17 protein-coding genes and 1 tRNA gene are annotated in these 15,974 nt (G+C 63.4%); 15 read left to right on the top strand and 3 right to left on the bottom strand.

The window, feature by feature from the left end; genetic code table 11:
* Positions 1–110 precede the first annotated feature (110 nt).
* The 9 genes from cpaB (at position 111) to LB572_RS02470 (ending at position 7,997) form a co-directional block, all read left to right on the top strand.
* The gene (gene cpaB / locus LB572_RS02510) at positions 111–1,127 is read left to right on the top strand and encodes a Flp pilus assembly protein CpaB (protein WP_224666567.1); all 1,017 of its coding nucleotides are present in this window, start codon (positions 111–113) and stop codon (positions 1,125–1,127) included.
* A gap of 49 nt (positions 1,128–1,176) precedes the next feature.
* On the top strand, positions 1,177–2,622 hold the full coding sequence (locus LB572_RS02505; protein ID WP_224666566.1) for a type II and III secretion system protein family protein: 1,446 nt from the start codon (positions 1,177–1,179) through the stop codon (positions 2,620–2,622).
* Positions 2,609–2,902: a hypothetical protein gene (locus tag LB572_RS02500; RefSeq protein ID WP_224666565.1), complete on the top strand. Its 294-nt coding sequence runs from the start codon at positions 2,609–2,611 to the stop codon at positions 2,900–2,902. The genes LB572_RS02505 and LB572_RS02500 overlap by 14 nt, the downstream gene beginning before the upstream one ends.
* Positions 2,903–2,966: 64 nt before the next feature.
* Complete coding sequence (locus LB572_RS02495; protein WP_224666564.1) at positions 2,967–4,478, top strand: TadE/TadG family type IV pilus assembly protein; 1,512 nt, start codon at positions 2,967–2,969, stop codon at positions 4,476–4,478.
* Positions 4,479–4,483: 5 nt separating this feature from the next.
* Positions 4,484–5,032: a TadE/TadG family type IV pilus assembly protein gene (locus tag LB572_RS02490; protein ID WP_224666563.1), complete on the top strand. Its 549-nt coding sequence runs from the start codon at positions 4,484–4,486 to the stop codon at positions 5,030–5,032.
* A 2-nt stretch (positions 5,033–5,034) separates the two neighbouring features.
* Positions 5,035–5,721: a TadE/TadG family type IV pilus assembly protein gene (locus LB572_RS02485; protein WP_224666562.1), complete on the top strand. Its 687-nt coding sequence runs from the start codon at positions 5,035–5,037 to the stop codon at positions 5,719–5,721.
* On the top strand, positions 5,718–6,881 hold the full coding sequence (locus LB572_RS02480; RefSeq protein ID WP_224666561.1) for an AAA family ATPase: 1,164 nt from the start codon (positions 5,718–5,720) through the stop codon (positions 6,879–6,881). The genes LB572_RS02485 and LB572_RS02480 overlap by 4 nt, the downstream gene beginning before the upstream one ends.
* Positions 6,868–7,443 (top strand): L,D-transpeptidase, encoded by a 576-nt coding sequence (locus LB572_RS02475; protein WP_140801889.1) that lies wholly within the window; start codon positions 6,868–6,870, stop codon positions 7,441–7,443. Before LB572_RS02480 ends, LB572_RS02475 begins: the two co-directional genes overlap by 14 nt.
* Positions 7,440–7,997 (top strand): hypothetical protein, encoded by a 558-nt coding sequence (locus tag LB572_RS02470; RefSeq protein ID WP_224666560.1) that lies wholly within the window; start codon positions 7,440–7,442, stop codon positions 7,995–7,997. The genes LB572_RS02475 and LB572_RS02470 overlap by 4 nt, the downstream gene beginning before the upstream one ends.
* A 37-nt stretch (positions 7,998–8,034) precedes the next feature.
* Here LB572_RS02470 and LB572_RS02465 read toward each other — a convergent pair whose 3' ends face one another.
* Positions 8,035–8,571: a hypothetical protein gene (locus LB572_RS02465; protein WP_140801891.1), complete on the bottom strand. Its 537-nt coding sequence runs from the start codon at positions 8,569–8,571 to the stop codon at positions 8,035–8,037.
* A 208-nt stretch (positions 8,572–8,779) separates the two neighbouring features.
* Between LB572_RS02465 and LB572_RS02460 the strand changes: the two genes are divergently transcribed.
* Both LB572_RS02460 and LB572_RS02455 read left to right on the top strand, forming a co-directional pair.
* Positions 8,780–9,490: a thermonuclease family protein gene (locus tag LB572_RS02460; RefSeq protein WP_224666559.1), complete on the top strand. Its 711-nt coding sequence runs from the start codon at positions 8,780–8,782 to the stop codon at positions 9,488–9,490.
* A 270-nt stretch (positions 9,491–9,760) separates the two neighbouring features.
* Complete coding sequence (locus LB572_RS02455) at positions 9,761–10,507, top strand: GGDEF domain-containing protein (protein WP_224666558.1); 747 nt, start codon at positions 9,761–9,763, stop codon at positions 10,505–10,507.
* A gap of 81 nt (positions 10,508–10,588) precedes the next feature.
* Here the strand turns inward: LB572_RS02455 and LB572_RS02450 are convergent, their stop codons facing one another.
* Both LB572_RS02450 and LB572_RS02445 read right to left on the bottom strand, forming a co-directional pair.
* Complete coding sequence (locus LB572_RS02450; protein ID WP_224666588.1) at positions 10,589–12,046, bottom strand: NAD-dependent succinate-semialdehyde dehydrogenase; 1,458 nt, start codon at positions 12,044–12,046, stop codon at positions 10,589–10,591.
* Positions 12,047–12,217: 171 nt separating this feature from the next.
* Positions 12,218–12,292, bottom strand: a tRNA-Thr gene (locus LB572_RS02445).
* Positions 12,293–12,514: 222 nt separating this feature from the next.
* Between LB572_RS02445 and LB572_RS02440 the strand changes: the two genes are divergently transcribed.
* From LB572_RS02440 to hisD, 4 genes are all read left to right on the top strand, one after another.
* Positions 12,515–12,715 (top strand): hypothetical protein, encoded by a 201-nt coding sequence (locus LB572_RS02440; protein ID WP_140801894.1) that lies wholly within the window; start codon positions 12,515–12,517, stop codon positions 12,713–12,715.
* A gap of 139 nt (positions 12,716–12,854) precedes the next feature.
* Complete coding sequence (gene murA, locus LB572_RS02435; RefSeq protein WP_224666557.1) at positions 12,855–14,147, top strand: UDP-N-acetylglucosamine 1-carboxyvinyltransferase; 1,293 nt, start codon at positions 12,855–12,857, stop codon at positions 14,145–14,147.
* 92 nt (positions 14,148–14,239) lie between these two features.
* Positions 14,240–14,674 (top strand): DUF2948 family protein, encoded by a 435-nt coding sequence (locus tag LB572_RS02430; protein WP_140801896.1) that lies wholly within the window; start codon positions 14,240–14,242, stop codon positions 14,672–14,674.
* 6 nt (positions 14,675–14,680) lie between these two features.
* The gene (gene hisD, locus LB572_RS02425) at positions 14,681–15,973 is read left to right on the top strand and encodes a histidinol dehydrogenase (protein WP_224666556.1); all 1,293 of its coding nucleotides are present in this window, start codon (positions 14,681–14,683) and stop codon (positions 15,971–15,973) included.
* The last annotated feature ends 1 nt before the right edge of the window (position 15,974 follow it).

The raw sequence follows: 15,974 nt of genomic DNA, 5'->3' as shown, positions 1-15,974 counted from the left end.
CCCCCCCCCCCCCCCCCCCCCCCCCTCGACCCTGATGTCATTAGGTAATCTCGGCTGAGCGCGGCCGTTGGCGCAATGATGAGTTTTTATTTAAATGGGGCTTGCGGGAAATGCGTGCCAACACACTTATCATGATCGTGCTCGCCGGTATATTTGGCGTGCTGGCGGTTGTGCTTGTGAATATATGGCTGGCGGGTCAGCGCAGCGCCTTGGCTCAATCTAGCGTCGTGCAAGCCAGCACGGTCGTGGTAGCAGCCGTGCCGCTGAAATTCGGCGATGCGCTGAGCGCCGACAATCTGCGTGAGATTGCGTGGCCCGTAGGGTCGGTGCCGGCGGGCGCTTTCAAGACCGTCAAGGAGGCGATGGCCGGCAACGGCACGCGCCAGGCGCTGCAATCGATCAGCGCCAATGAACCTATTCTTGCGGCCAAGATCACCGGACCGGGCCAGCGCGCCACGCTGTCGGCCGTGCTGAGCGAAGGCATGAAGGCGGTTTCGATTCGCGTGAACGACGTGCTCGGCGTCGCCGGCTTCGTCTTCCCCGGCGACCGTGTCGATATATTGCTGAACCGTACGGTTCGCGACGACGCAGGCCCCGAAAGGAGTTTCGTCGACGTGTTGCTGCAGAGTGTCAAAGTTCTTGCCGTGGACCAAGTAGCAGACGAAAGCAAGGATAACCCACAAGTCGTGAAGGCGGTCACCGTCGAAGTCAGCACCAAGGACGCCCAGAAGCTGACGCTTGCGGCAGGCGCCGGCCAATTGTCACTGGCACTGCGTCAGGCCGCGGAAAGCAAAAGCGAGGCGAATGAGCGGGTCACGCTGGCGGATCTGACGGCTGACACGCCGGAAGATGTCGCCAAGCGCCAGGCCGAGCTCGACAGGCAGGCGGCCGACGAAGCCGCGCGCCAGCAGGCGGATCAAAAAATCGATGGACTGGCCAAGGCGGTGGAGCGGGTCGGCAGCCAGATCGACCAGATGAGCAAGGTAAAGCCGGTTACGGTCGTAGCCGCGGCACCTCAGGCGCAACAGCCGGTCAAGGAAATTCAGCCGGAGCCGCCGAAGCGGGCAACGGTTGGCGTGTTCCGGGGCATCAAGTTGGAATCATACGAAGTGCCGCGACAAGACTGACGAGGGTCGGCGCGGGGGCTGCCATAGGCAGCGAGCGGGGAGACGGGGAATGAATAGGTTTTCGGTAAGGATAGCGGCGGTCGCGCTGTCCTTCTTGGTTGCACCGGCGATGCTCGGCCATCCGGCCAGGGCCGCTGACCGGTTCATCGATGTGTCGCGTCCAACGCTGCATCGCGTGTTCGTGCCGGTGTCGCAATCCGCGACGATCCAGGTGAACGCCACTTTGGGCGACATCGTCGTCGGCGACGAGAAGATCGCCGATGCGCAGCCGATGACGGACAAGACGCTCTACATCATCGGCAAGACCGTCGGCACCACCACCGTCAATCTGTTTTCCGAGGACAAGCGCTCGCTCGGCGCCATCCAGATCGAGGTCGGCCAGGATGTCAGCGACATGGCGGTAGCCATTCGCCAGGTGGCACCTAAAGCCCGCATCGAGATCGGCTCGATCAATGGCAAGGTTCGCCTGAGCGGTCACGTCAAGGACGCCGCGACGCTGGCATCGATCGTGGAAGTCACGCAGCAATACGGGCCTGACTCCATCATCAATGCCGTCACCATCGACGACAGCGAGCAGGTCAATCTGTCGGTGCGCATCCTCGAGGCCAAGCGCAATGCCGGCCGCGACCTGGGCGTGTCGCTCAAAGGCGCCAACCGTAGCGGCAAAACTATTTGGGGAACTGGCGATGCTACTGTCGACAAGGACGGGACCGTGCTCGGAACCGGCGACCTGGTCAGCGGGCTTTTGTCCAACACCAATCCTTTCGCAGCGCTGATTACCCGCATCATCGACAGCAACATCAAGGTCGACCTGATCATCGAGGCACTGGAAGCAAAGGGCGTCGTCCGCACGCTGGCAGAACCCAATCTCACCACAGTTTCCGGCGAAACGGCCAGCTTCAATGCCGGCGGCGAAGTGCCGGTGCGCAGCGTCAATGCCCAAGGCGAAGTCGAGATTCAGTTCAAGCAGTTCGGTGTCAATCTGAACTTCACGCCTGTGGTGCTCGACGACGGCAAGATCCACATCAAGCTAGCGCCGGAAGTGAGCGACCTGACCGGCTTCACCAGCGCGGGCGATCCGATCTTCACCAACCGCAAGCTGTCGACCGTGGTAGACCTTCGTGACGGCCAGAGCTTTGCCGTCGGCGGCCTGCTCTCCAGCAAGAACACCATACAGCAAAACCAAGTGCCGTGGCTTGGCCAGGTGCCGATCGTCGGCGCGTTGTTCAAGAATTCGAGCACGGCGAAGGAAGAAACCGAGCTTGTGGTCATCGTGACGCCGCATCTGGTGCGGCCGGTGAAGCCCGGCGAGCAACTGGCGACGCCATTCGACAAGACGAAGCCGGCCAACGATCCGGAACTCATGCTGCTCGGCCAGCTCGAGGTCAACAAGGACATGATCCGCATGTATGAGCATGGCGACGGCGTCACCGGGCCGTACGGCCACATGCTGGATGTCAAATCGAAGGACAAGCTGCTCTATGTCAAAAAGTAAGCTCCTGCTCGTTCTTCTCGGCACCGGCCTGCTCGCGGGCTGCGCGGCCGACTATCTCAACAATTACGACACGATGACGCTGGCTGCTGGCGACTCGCAGAAGACCAATCAGTTGCTGCAGACGGTCGATCCGTACAATCCGGCTTCGAACAACACGAAGATCGAAGGCGACGGGGCACGCTCGGTCGGCGTCGTGCAGAAATACAAGCTACCGCCAAGCTCATCCGCGCCGGCGACGAACATGACAGTCAATGTCGGACCGTCAACGAGCGCCAACTGAACATAAGGATGTGGGGTTGCGCCAGGCGACGAGGGCCGGCGCGAGACGAAAAGAGAGTAGGGTCATGTTGGGGACCATACGCAGATTCTGGCGCGATCAGCGCGGCATAGCACTCATTCTCGTCAGCGTTATGCTGCCGGCCATCATAGGCTTCTCGCTGCTGGTCATCGACATGAGTCGTCTGAACAATCTGCATTTCGATTTGCAGAAGGGCGCCGATGCGTTCGCGCTGGCGGGCGCGGCGGAACTCGATGGCCAATCGGACAGCATCGTCCGAGCCGACCGCGCTATCGCGACTCTGGTCTCAAACCAGTACAATTTTTCAGACTCCACAACCCCGGGGCCTCAGACCTTGGCCGCCGCCGGTGTGACGAGACGCTATCTCAACAATCTGCCAGCCGACAACGCGGCGATCCCGGCTTCGTACGTCATCACCGACGAAGTGACGAATGCCAAAACAGCGCGATATGTTCAAATCAACGTGACGCCGATCGGCTTCGCCGCGATCTTTCCGGTCTCGTTCCTGAGCAGTTCCGCCACCGGCAACTTCGACGTCGCGGCAACCGCGGTAGCCGGTTTCAACACGTCCGTTTGCGACTACACTCCGGTCTTCATCTGCAACCCCTATGAAAAGACCGAGGCTGCCGGAGGGCTGACCCTGGAGCAGGCGGCGAGCGATCGCAGTCAGCGACGCAAGCAGTTGATCCTGCGTGGCGACGACTTCTATGGCCCCGGCAATTTCTCGTTTCTGGCCACGCCGCTCGGACCCGGAGCCAATGCGCTCGGAGACGCTCTTGCGAGTGTGAAGCCCGCCTCCTGCTATACCCAGAACGGCGTAACCACCAAGCCGGGCCAGAATTCAGGTCAAGTGCTGGACGGCCTCAATGCCCGTTTCGGTCTGACGTCCGGCTATGTGACATCCGCTCCGCCGGCGCAAAATGTCCGCATGGGCGTTCAGAGCGTAACCTGCAAAAGCGGAGCGGTGAAGTCCATCACCTTCAACACGACGACGAACGGCACGACGACGAATGGCACGGTCGGCCTCAATCGCGATGACTGCTACTATGGAATTGGCTCGTGTACGCCACTGGACCCCGCGAACCCTTCCCAGGCCGGCACGCTTGGCAACGGAGAATGGCATGCCGACCGTTATTGGACCGCCAACCATCTCGTCCCAGGCAGCACGACGACATCGAGGCCCTTCCCAACCGGAGTACCATGGACCTCGACCGGGACAAACGAAGCCACGCGCTATGAGATCTATCGTTACGAAGTCGACAACGGTTTAATCGGCGACAAATCGACATCGGGGGACACCGGGTTACCGCTTTGCAGCATGGGTTCCATCGCTCCGCCAGACCGACGCATTCTCTATGGCGCCATCATTGATTGCGGCAAGGTTTCCCTGAACGGCAAAACGACCAACGCCCCAGTCAGGGCCTTCGGCAGTTTCTTCATCACCGAGCCGATCAAGGACGGCAAGCAGATCTATGTCGAGTTGGTCGACATCACGGGCAAGGGCGGACGCGGCACGCTCGACAATTTCCTGCGCGACAAAGCGCAGCTCTACAGGTGACGGCTATGCTGCGAAACGCCGTTTGCCTCATGAAAGAATTCCACGCGGATCGGCGTGGCTCGGTGCTGGTCGAGATGACGCTCGTCGCACCGCTGATGCTGCTGCTCTCGGCCGGCGTGTTCGAATTCGGCAATCTCATTCACGACAGGCTGCTGATGCAAGCCGGGCTGACCGACGCGGCACGCTTCGGTGCCCGCTGCAACAGCCAATTATACACCGATGCTGGCCAGTCGGCCATCGACTGCGCAGACATGGCGACGAATATCGCGGTCTACGGAACGGCCTCAGTGACCGTCGTTAGCGGCAAAGTGACGAACAGCCCGCGCGTCACCGGGTGGCAGAAGACGAATGTGACCGTGACCATCGGCGCCAGCGGTTCCTGCCATGACGCCGTCTCCGGCGGCATCACCCAATACCGATCGGTAACGCCGCAGGTGTGCATCGTCAGGGCCGAGGGGACCTACCCTTATAGCGGCGTCGGCATGCTGGCGTTCCTCAACATCGGCACGATCACGCTGAGCGGCTCCCATGAGGAGCGGTTGATACGGTTTTGACGATGATGAGACGCTTCGCAAAATCAGAGCACGGCGCGGCCATGGTCGAGATGACGATCGTCGCGCCCCTGCTCTTTGCGCTGACGCTCGGCTTCGTCGATTTCGGCTATGCCCTCTATCAATGGAATGGCGCGACCAAGGCCGTCCAGCTCGGCGCAAGGCTGGCCTCGATCTCCGATCCCGTGGTGCCGGCAGCCACGGTTATCGCTGCGGTTACCGCAGCGGAACCGACCGCATTGCCGGGCGCGCCGGTCAAGGCCGGCGACTATACCTTCGAATGCAAGTATACCGGTAGCACCGGAGCCTGCAAGGACAAGAACGGCACATCCGTCAGTTTCGACGACACTGCCTCCAAAGCCTTCAGCCGCGTCTTCCGAGGCGATACTGCCTACACCGCCAACGATGCCTGCCCCACCCCCACCGGAACGCAGCGGCCCGGCATGTGCCATTTTCTTCCGGGCCTGAAGCGAAGCGAGGTCGTTATAACCTATTCGGCGACGGGGCTAGGATTCGTGACCGGGCTTCAGACCGAGCTCGGCGGCGCCGTGCCGACCATCACTGTCCAGTTGCAGAACCGGACGTTCCAGTTCTTCTTCCTGGGCGGACTGATGGGGTTCGACGATATCAACATGCCCTCCATGCTGAGCACGGTGACGGGCGAAGACCTGAACACGAGCGCGCCATCATGAACGCCATCGACACCAGAGTTCTGCCTACCAAGCGCAAACAGGTCGCCCTGTTTTCCACCGATGCGAATTTCAAGCGCGATGTCACCACGCGGCTCGATGCGCTGGCGATCTATGACGTCAGGATCTCGGACGCGGCGGAGTTCCTGAAGGGGCCGCCGGTCGACAGCCGGCCCGGCATCATCATCCTCGATCTCGGCAATGGCGAACTGCTCGGCAATCCGGCGATCGTCGAGGCGCGCGCGGCCTGGGCTTCGGTGCCGCTGATCGCGATCTCGGACGAGCTCACTTCCGAGCAGACGCGCGTCCTGGTGCGCATGAACGCGTCCGACTGGCTGCACAAGCCGCTCGACGCCAAGGAGCTGCTCAACGCCGTCACCTTCCACGACACCGGCAACCAGGGCACCAAGAGCCGCATCGTCACCTTCATCGCCGCCAGCGGCGGCGCCGGCGCCACCACGCTGGCGATCTCGGCGGGCGAGCACCTTGCCTCGAAATCGGCCGAGCGGGCGGCTTCGACCTGTCTCGTCGACCTCGATTTCCAGAGCGCCAATTGCGGCGCCTATCTCAACCAGTTCAACCAGTTCGACCTCACCGGCATCATCGGCCAGCCGGACCGGCTCGACGTCGAGCTGATGGACGTCATCAAGCTCTCGCGGCCGTCCGGACTCACGCTCTACTCCTTCGAGCGGCCGCAGCTGCCGTTCGAGCCGCAGGGCTCCGACTTCGTCTTCAGGCTGCTCGACCTCGTCGCCTACCGCTTCGACGACATCGTCATCGACCTGCCAAATATCGAGACGCCGTGGCACGATTCGGTGCTGCGCACGAGCGACGAGATCTTCATCGTCTTCGAGCTCAACGTCGCTTCGCTGAGGCAAGGCAAGCGGCTCTACAAGAAGATCCGCGAATTGCGCGGCAACAAGGTCAACATCACGCTGGTCGCCAACAAGCACAAGCGCAAATGGTTCGGCAACCACTTCTCGCGCAGCGAGCTGGAGAAGATCTTCAAGGCGCCGCACATCAAGTCGCTGGCGCTGGACAATGCGCTGCTTGCCGACGCGCTGAACCGCGCCATCCTGCCTTCCGAGGTGGACGGACGCGCGCGCTTCAACAAGGACTTGAAACGCATGTTCAAGGAGCGGCTGGACAATGCCCAGCGCTAGCCGATCCACCGCTGCGCATCTGGCCGGCGCCTGCCTGGCGGGCATGGTGCTGGTGTCGACCTGCGGTTTCGCGCAAGCCGGATCCGGGTTGCCGCCGCTGCCTGCCATGGGCCCCAGCCTGCGCAAGGCGGTCGTCTTCCAGTCCGGCGAGCAGCCAGGCACGATCGTCATCCGCAAAAACGAGAAGGCGCTCTATCTGGTGACGGGCCAGGGCCAGGCGCTGCGCTACCAGATCAGCGTCGGCCGCGACGGCTTCGGCTGGACCGGGACTGTCAAGGTCGCCTCCAAGACCGAATGGCCGGAATGGCGCCCGCCCAAGGAAATGCGCGCGCGCCAGCGGGAGCTGCCGGCAATGGTGCCGGCCGGTCCCTACAATCCGCTCGGCGCCCGGGCGCTCTATCTGTCGCGCGACGGGCGCGACACGCTCTATCGCATCCATGGCACCAACGATCCCAAGGGCGTCGGTTTCGACGGCACGTCCGGATGCTTCCGGCTGACGAACACCGATGTGATCGATCTCTTCAAACGCGTCGCGGTGGGCGCAAAGGTGGTGGTTGAATGACGATGATCAGCGAGCCGGACGCTCCGGCAATCGAACTCGGCCTGCGGGAAGCCGCTCCGGGAAAGCCCAGCCGGGCCAAGATGATCGGTGTCGTCGCGGTGGGTGCGTTGCTTGTCACCGTCGTCAATGTGACGGCCGCGGTCTATCTCTACCGCGGCGTCAACGACCTCAAGACGATGGAGGCGCGGCTGGAGCAGCTCGGCCAGTTCGAGCAGCGCATCGGCGCCCGCATCGACACCGTCAACAACGGTTTCCAGAGCCGGTTCGAGACGCTGGACCGCCAGTTGCAGGCGAGTTTCGGCCAGATCAACGGCAATATCGCCAAGCTGGAGCAAGGCCAGCCCGTCGCGGCAAGCGAACCGGCGCCCGGTGCGTCCGAGCCGACCATGCTCGACAACACCACGGTGGCGGATGCGTCAGCGGCCGATGAAAGCGCTGGCTCCGCAGAAGGACAGCCTTCGTTCAAGCGGAAGGTCGCGCCTCCGGGACCCAACCCGTCCTACCAGCGCATCCAGCAACCCGACGGTAAGGTCTATTACAAGAAGATCAACTGAGCAGGCGGGCCATCCGGCTGCTTGGCCGGGACGCGCGTCAGTACAGATTGCGCTGCAGCGCCAGAATGCGGAGCGCACGGGTTTCGTTCTGCAGCCTTTTCTCGCCCAGGAATGCGACGTGACAATAGGCGCAGGCCGCGAGACCAAGGCACAACACGACGCAGTTCTGCAGGCTGAGATCGACCATCAGCGAGTATCGCCAGCCGCGCGGCGTCGTGAAGGCGGCAATCGTGCTTGCCGTTTCCGCATGGCTGCTCAGCGCGATCATCAGACCGGCGAACAGCATGGCCGCATGGTTGGCGAGGAAGAAGCCGGCGGACCATTTTGAGCGGCTGGCCATCCAGCAGCCGCCTGTCACAAAGACGATGATGGCAACGTCAAGCGCCATCGATCCGCCGAGATAGAGATTTGTCTGCTGCCAGAACATCGTCGAGAACGGGCGCAGCTCGAGCCAGGCATGCCACACGGCGGGGCTGGCGGGATAAAAGCCGAGCAGCAGCGCCGCCATCCGCTCCGCCGCCAGCAGAAGCAGCATCAGGGCCGGAAAGGCAAAAAGCAGTATCGGCTTGCGCATCGTGTCATCCCCTCGACATCCGATTACCGATTCTAGACTGCATTGGTTGCGCGACACTTAACGCAACGCCTTGCTTTTCAAGGAATGTCGCTCGTGTCTAATGTATGATCCGGTTCAACGGTGGGGGTGTCGCCGTGTCGACAGGAGCTAACGGGTTGGGCTCGGGCGGGATCATCGACAGCCGGCGCGATCCCGCGGGGTCCCGCGCGTGAGCCAGGCGAGCCCGCCCGGCCGCCCGTTGCTGGCGTCCGCGCTCGGCGGGCTCGGGCTGCTCGCGGGCATGGCGCTGATCGCCGAGGGCGGGCGTTGGCTGCCGTCCGACCCGCCTTCCGCCGCACCGGCACAAGGCGCTGGCGACCTGAAGCCAGCCTCCCACGTCCCGATGCACGACAAGCGACCAGGGGAGCCGGCGCGCAAGATCGCCGAGGACCTCATCGCGCCGCCGCCGCTCGACCCATCCGGGATCGAGCGCATCGAGCCGCGCCCTCCGCTTGGCGAGCTCGGACTTGCACCGCTGCCGACGACGCCGATGCCGCAGGATTGGCGCGGGACGCTGCTCTTCCGTCCGGTCGCGACCTCCTCGGCGGTCTTCGAAGCCATGGGACGCACGGTCGCCATCAGCGGCACGGTCGACATAGACCCCGACAGGACCTGCACGTTCGACGATACCGCCTGGCTCTGTGGCCAGCGGGCGCGGGCCGCCTTCAACGCCTGGCTGCGCGGCCGGGCGCTCAAATGCCTGCTTCCGCCGGACGCCGACCGTTTCGCCATCGCCGCGCCCTGCGCGCTCGGCAAGCAGGATGTCGGCGCCTGGCTGGTTTCCAACGGCTGGGCGATGGCCGCTCCCACCGGCATTTACGGCAAGGCGGAGGTGGTGGCGAGAAACGCCCGGATGGGCATTTTCGGCCCGCCGCAATAGCACTGCTGCGTGAAAACGGGCGGCCGGTTCCGTTGCGGAACCTGCGTGAAAGCAGAATGGCCAGAGCGATTCAGCGGTTCTAAAAGCTGGATCAGGCCAACGACCCCGGCTGGTCATCAATGCGCAAGCCGCCGGCCGCGGCAGTCTTTTGTGCCGGATCCAGCGCTTGCCATGGAGAAGATGCCGACTTGCATCAAATTGTACGCTTCCGTGAAACCGAAATTGCAACGGACCTCCTGTAAGGCAATGCGTCGAACAGGAGATTGGCCCTTGACCACGAAAACACCGACCGCGCCGGTTCAAACGTGGAGGCACCTGATCTTGCTGGTCGTGCTTGGCACCGCCGCCTGCGTCGGTCTTTCGCTCGCGCTGAACTACGTGCTGCTTTTCAGCGACAGCCTCACACCATTCGGCCGGGGTGCCGTCACGGCAATCATCGTGCCGATCGTCATCGGTCTGCCGCTGTTTGCCCTGCTCGGCTGGCAACAGATCGAGATCCGCCGCTACCGGCAGGAACTCACCAGATCCGGCACCTATGACCAGCTGACCGGCTGCTTGAACGGCAAGGTGTTCACCTCGATGGTCGACAGGAGGGCGGCGAGGCCGGTCGGTCCGCGCTCCGGTGCCTTTCTGGTCATCCATCCGGAACATCTGGCATCGATCAACCTGCGTTTCGGTCTCGAATGGGGCGACGAGGCGTTGCGGCTGATCGCATCGGCGATCCGGTCCGCGGTGCGCAAGGACGATCTGATCGGCCGGATCGGAACCTCGATGTTCGGCGTCTTCCTGCCGGGCGCGAGCGAAGAGGACGCCAAGGACGTGGGCGAGCGCATTCGCGGTACGGTCGGCGAGATCTATTTCGCGCCGAAAGGCGACAAGGACGTGCTTGCGATCAGCGTCGGTGGCGTCATTTTCGAGCGTGAGCTGGATTTCGAGGACATGTTCCGCTTCGCGGAGGAAGGCATGGCCGAGGCCCCTGACGAAGCCGGCCTGCGGCTGTCGCACGTCACCAACTGAGCCGGCGAGCGGAACCCAACGCCCCCACGAGCCACAATTCCGCGGCATATCGTTCTTCAAGGGCGGCATGGTGTTTATGCCTCAGATACCACCCATGCAGAGATACTTCATCTCAAGGTAGTCCTCGAGGCCGTGGCGAGAACCTTCCCGCCCGATGCCTGACTGTTTGACCCCGCCAAAAGGCGCGGCCTCCGAGGACATGCGCCCGGTGTTGATGCCGATCATGCCGTATTCCAGGGCCTCCGCCACACGCCAGACCCGTTTCAGGTTGGAAGCATAAAAATAAGCGGCGAGGCCGTAGATCGTGTCGTTGGCCTCACGCACGACCTGATCCGCATCCTCGAAGCGGATGACGGGAGCCAATGGCCCAAATGTCTCCTCCTGCGCCACCGCCATCGCGCTGGAGATGTCGGTAAGGACGGTCGGCTGGAAAAAAGTGCCGTCCACGCCAATCCTATCTCCGCCGCAGCGGATCACGCCGCCTTTTCCCACGGCATCGGCGATGTGGGATTCGATCTTGGCCAAGGCGTGGACGTCGATCAGCGGGCCGATGGCGACACCAGGATCGAAACCGTCACCGACCTGAAGCTGTCGGACCCGCTCGACGAATTTGTCGACGAACTCGTCATGAACGCCCGACTGCACGTAGAGGCGGTTGGCGGAAACGCAAGTCTGGCCGGCATTGCGGAACTTCGCCTGGATCGCCCCGTCCACGGCAGAGTCGATATCGGCGTCATTGAAGACGATGAAAGGCGCATTGCCGCCCAGCTCAAGGCTGACCTTCTTGATCTGGTCCGAGCACTGGCGCATGAGCAGCCGCCCGACTTCGGTTGATCCGGTGAAGCTGATCTTGCGCACCTTGGGATTGTGGCAGAGCTCACGCCCCACCGCGGCGCCCTCCGAGGCGTAGATGAGGTTCACCACACCATCGGGAAAACCGGCCTCGGCGGCGAGCGCGAACATGGCGCCTGCGACAAGCGGCGTCTGCTCGGCAGGCTTCAATACGATGGCGCAGCCCGCCGCCAGCGCCGGCGAGATCTTGCGCGCCACCATCGAAGCGGGAAAATTCCATGGGGTGATCGTGCCGACGACGCCGATCGGCTGCTTGATCACCAGCATGCGGCGGTCTGTCGACGGCGCCGAGATCGTCTCGCCATAGATGCGATTGGCCTCTTCGGCGTACCACTGCAGATAGGCGGCCGCATGGGAAACTTCCGATTTGGCTTCAGCGAAGGGCTTGCCCATCTCGGCGGTGAGAATTGCGGCAAGGTCGCCGGTATGGGTGACGATCAGCTGGTGCCATTGCCATAGCATTTCGCTGCGCTCCCGAGCGGTCAGCGCTGCCCACTCGGCCTGGGCGACATAAGCCTTATCGATCGCCGCGCGCGTCTCCTCGACGCCCATGTCGGGAAGTTCCGCCAGCAATTCGCCGGTCGACGGGTTGAAGACCTCAAACGTACGTCCGCCAGCCGGCGCACCAAGCGCCGGCACACGGTCGATCGAGCCAAACAGGTCGCGAGATTTCAAGTGGCGGGTCATCGGCAGGCGCAGAGGCAATACCGCTTTCCTTCTAGTCAAGCTGGCGTATCGGAAACGCCACCATGTCCTGCGCATGCGCCGGTTTCATAGGGCCTGGGAAGGATGGCGGTAGACCCACCTGCACCCTCGAAGTGCATCGGCACGGCGCGGTTGAGCTTACGTTGGAAAAGCTGGTGCTGCGAGAGAGGATTGAACTCTCGACCTCTCCCTTACCAAGGGAGTGCTCTACCACTGAGCTACCGCAGCCTGCGATGGCGGCGCTTCTGCCATATCGAACCGGCGAGCGCAAGGCCAAGAAAAACCCAAAGCGTCGCATCTGATTCTTGGCCGCCATCATGCGGTTTGGGGCGGCATGCTCGGCTGATCCACAGCGCGAAGCCGGCTCTCGTCCCGCTTTCATGACATGGCCGCGCCAAAATGCTAGCCATTGCGGAATCGGCCGGCTGAGCGCCCGTCAGGGATCGGATGATGAACGACAAGGCAAATCCACCGAAAAAAGGCGACGGCGAGCGTAAGGACCGACTGGCCGAGGCGTTGCGCGCCAATCTGCAGAAGCGCAAGGCGCAGGCACGCTCACGCCGGGTTGGCGACGCTGACAAGCAGCGCGTCCGCAGTGCCGACGATCGGCCGGAAGGGTTGCCGGCTGCAGGAAAAATGCACAAGGACTGACCAAATCAGCCATACTGCCCGGCCATGGTCGGTCCGGTTTTAAGAAAATCCTATTTCTTGAACCAAGCCGGCCAATGGTCTAAGCCGGGCACACTCAACCGATTGAAGCGGCCTGTTCGGGCCGAGGGGACGTTTTCTTATGGATCGCATCAGAATTGTCGGCGGCAACGAGCTGGCCGGTACCATTCCGATCTCGGGCGCCAAGAACGCGGCATTGCCGCTGATGATCGCCTCGCTGCTCACCGACGACACGCTGACGCTCGAAAACGTGCCGCATCTGGCCGATGTCGAGCAGTTGATCCGCATCCTCGGCAATCACGGCGTCGATTATTCCGTCAACGGCCGGCGCGAGAAACAGCAGGAAGGCTATTCGCGCACCATCAATTTCTCGGCCCGCAACATCGTCGACACCACCGCGCCTTATGAGCTGGTCTCGAAGATGCGTGCCTCCTTCTGGGTGATCGGGCCGTTGCTTGCCCGCATGGGCGAGGCCAAGGTATCGCTGCCCGGCGGTTGCGCCATCGGCACGCGCCCGGTCGACCTGTTCCTCGAGGGCCTGCAGGTTCTGGGCGCCGAGCTCGACGTCGACAATGGCTATGTCATCGCCAAGACCCGGAATGGCCGCCTGATCGGCAACCGCTACGTGTTCCCGAAGGTCTCGGTCGGCGCCACCCATGTGCTGATGATGGCGGCCTCGCTCGCCAAGGGCGAGACGGTGCTGGAAAATGCGGCCCGCGAACCCGAGATCGTCAACCTTGCCGAATGCCTGGTCGCCATGGGCGCGAAGATCCACGGCGCCGGCACCGGCACCATCACCATCCAGGGCGTCGAGGCGCTGTCGGGCGCCCGCGTGCGCGTCATTCCGGACCGCATCGAGACCGGCACCTATGCCATGGCGGTGGCCATGACCGGCGGCGACGTGATGCTCGCCGGCGCCCGGCCTGACCTTTTGCAGAGCGCGCTCGACGTGCTTGTCGAGACCGGCGCCGAGATCACGCCGACCAATGAGGGCATCCGCGTCAAGCGCAACGGCGCCGGGATTGCGCCGGTCGACGTGACCACCGCCCCCTTCCCCGCCTTCCCGACCGACCTGCAGGCACAGTTCATGGGCCTGATGACGATGGCCAGCGGCAAGTCGCGCATCACCGAGACGATCTTCGAGAACCGCTTCATGCATGTTCAAGAACTGGCCCGGTTGGGTGCCCACATCACGCTTTCCGGCCAGACGGCGATCGTCGACGGCGTTTCCAAGCTGAAGGGCGCGCCGGTGATGGCGACAGACCTGCGCGCCTCGGTGTCGCTGGTGATCGCCGGCCTTGCGGCAGAGGGTGAGACGACGGTCAACCGCGTCTACCATCTCGACCGCGGCTTCGAGCGGCTGGAAGAAAAGCTCTCCGGCTGCGGCGCGGTGATCGAGCGCATTTCGGGCTGACGCTTGCCAGCATCTGCCTCGGGCGAGTTGCACCGGCGGGAAAGACCGCATAACAGAGGGCTGAATTATCAACCTTCAGGTGCGCATTCGGCATGGCAGCTCTCAAGCTCATCGCGCTCGACGACCAGGATCTGAGCATCGTCTCGGCGCATGTCCAGGACGCCGTGATGAAGGTCTCCGACCTCGAATATCTGCCGGCGGCCAAGCGTTTCGTGCTGACCATGAACCGCTTCGTCTGGGAAGCGAAATCGGGGCTGTTCCGCCAGCACAATGAACGGCGGCAGAGCGTCCTGCATTTCGACCGTGTGCTCGGCGCCAAGACCAGCGGCATTGCCCGCGACAAGCCGGCCGAGGTGCTGTCGCTGCTTGCGGTCAGCTTCATCGCCATCAGCAAGCCGGCCGGCATCGTCGAGCTGGTGTTTTCGGGCGGCGGCACCATCATGCTCGACGTCGAATGCGTCGAGGCAAGGCTCGCCGATGTCGGCGGCTCCTGGGAAGCCACCTCGCGCCCCGCGCACAGAGGCTAAAGCATAATGGCGATAACGCTCCGACAGCAGGATGCCGATTTCGAACAGTGTTTTTCGGCCTTCCTCACCACCAAGCGCGAGGTGTCTGCCGATGTCGAGGCGGTGGTGCGCGACATCATCGCCCGTGTGCGTGCCGAAGGCGACAAGGCGCTGATCGACTACACGCTTAAGTTCGACAAGGCCGATCTCCGCGCGCTCGGCATCGCCGTTTCGAAGGACGACATCGCCAAGGCCTATGAAGCGGCCGATCCGGCCACGGTCGAGGCGCTCAAATTCGCGCGCGACCGTATCCGCTCGCATCACGAGCGGCAGAAGCCGAAGGACGACCGCTACACGGATGCCGCCGGCGTCGAGCTCGGCTCGCGCTGGACGGCGGTCGAAGCCGTTGGCCTTTACGTGCCGGGCGGCACGGCGAGCTACCCAAGCTCGGTGCTGATGAACGCCGTGCCGGCCAGGGTCGCCGGTGTCGAGCGCATCGTCATCGTCGTGCCGGCCTCGGGCGGCGTCATCAATCCGCTGGTGCTGGTGGCCGCCGACCTTGCCGGCGTTTCGGAAATCTACCGCGTCGGCGGAGCGCAGGCCGTCGCAGCCCTTGCGTACGGCACTGGGACGATCAAGCCGGTCGCCAAGATCGTCGGGCCGGGCAATGCCTATGTAGCTGCGGCCAAGCGGCAGGTGTTCGGCACCGTCGGCATCGACATGATCGCCGGGCCGTCGGAAGTGCTGGTGGTGGCCGACACCGACAACGATCCGGATTGGATCGCGGCAGACCTTCTGGCGCAGGCCGAGCACGACGTTTCGGCGCAGTCGATCCTGATCACCGACAATGCCGAATTCGGCAAGGCGGTCGAGCAAGCGGTCGAGCGCCAGCTGAAGGTCCTGCCGCGCGCCGAGACGGCGGCCGCCAGCTGGCGCGACTTCGGCGCGGTGATCCTGGTGCCGACGTTGGAAGCCTCGCTGCCGCTGGTCGACCGGATCGCGGCCGAGCATGTCGAGCTCGCTTTCGACGATGCCGAGGGCTTCCTTTCCAGGATGCGCAACGCGGGCGCCGTGTTCATCGGCCGCCATACGCCGGAGGTCATCGGCGACTATGTCGGCGGCTCGAACCACGTTTTGCCGACGGCACGCTCGGCGCGTTTCTCGTCGGGTCTGTCCGTGCTCGATTTCGTCAAGCGCACTTCGATCCTGAAGCTCGGGCCGGAGCAGCTCAAGGCGCTGGCGCCGGCCGCGATCGCGCTCGCCAAGGCGGAAGGGCTCGACGCCCATGCCCGCTCTGTCGCGATCAGGTTGAACATGTAGC

It is taken from the genome of Mesorhizobium sp. BH1-1-5, from assembly GCF_020165615.1.
Lineage (GTDB): Bacteria > Pseudomonadota > Alphaproteobacteria > Rhizobiales > Rhizobiaceae > Mesorhizobium.
The sequence above is the reverse complement of the archived record's forward strand: the minus strand, read 5'-3'. Positions and strand labels throughout refer to the sequence as shown.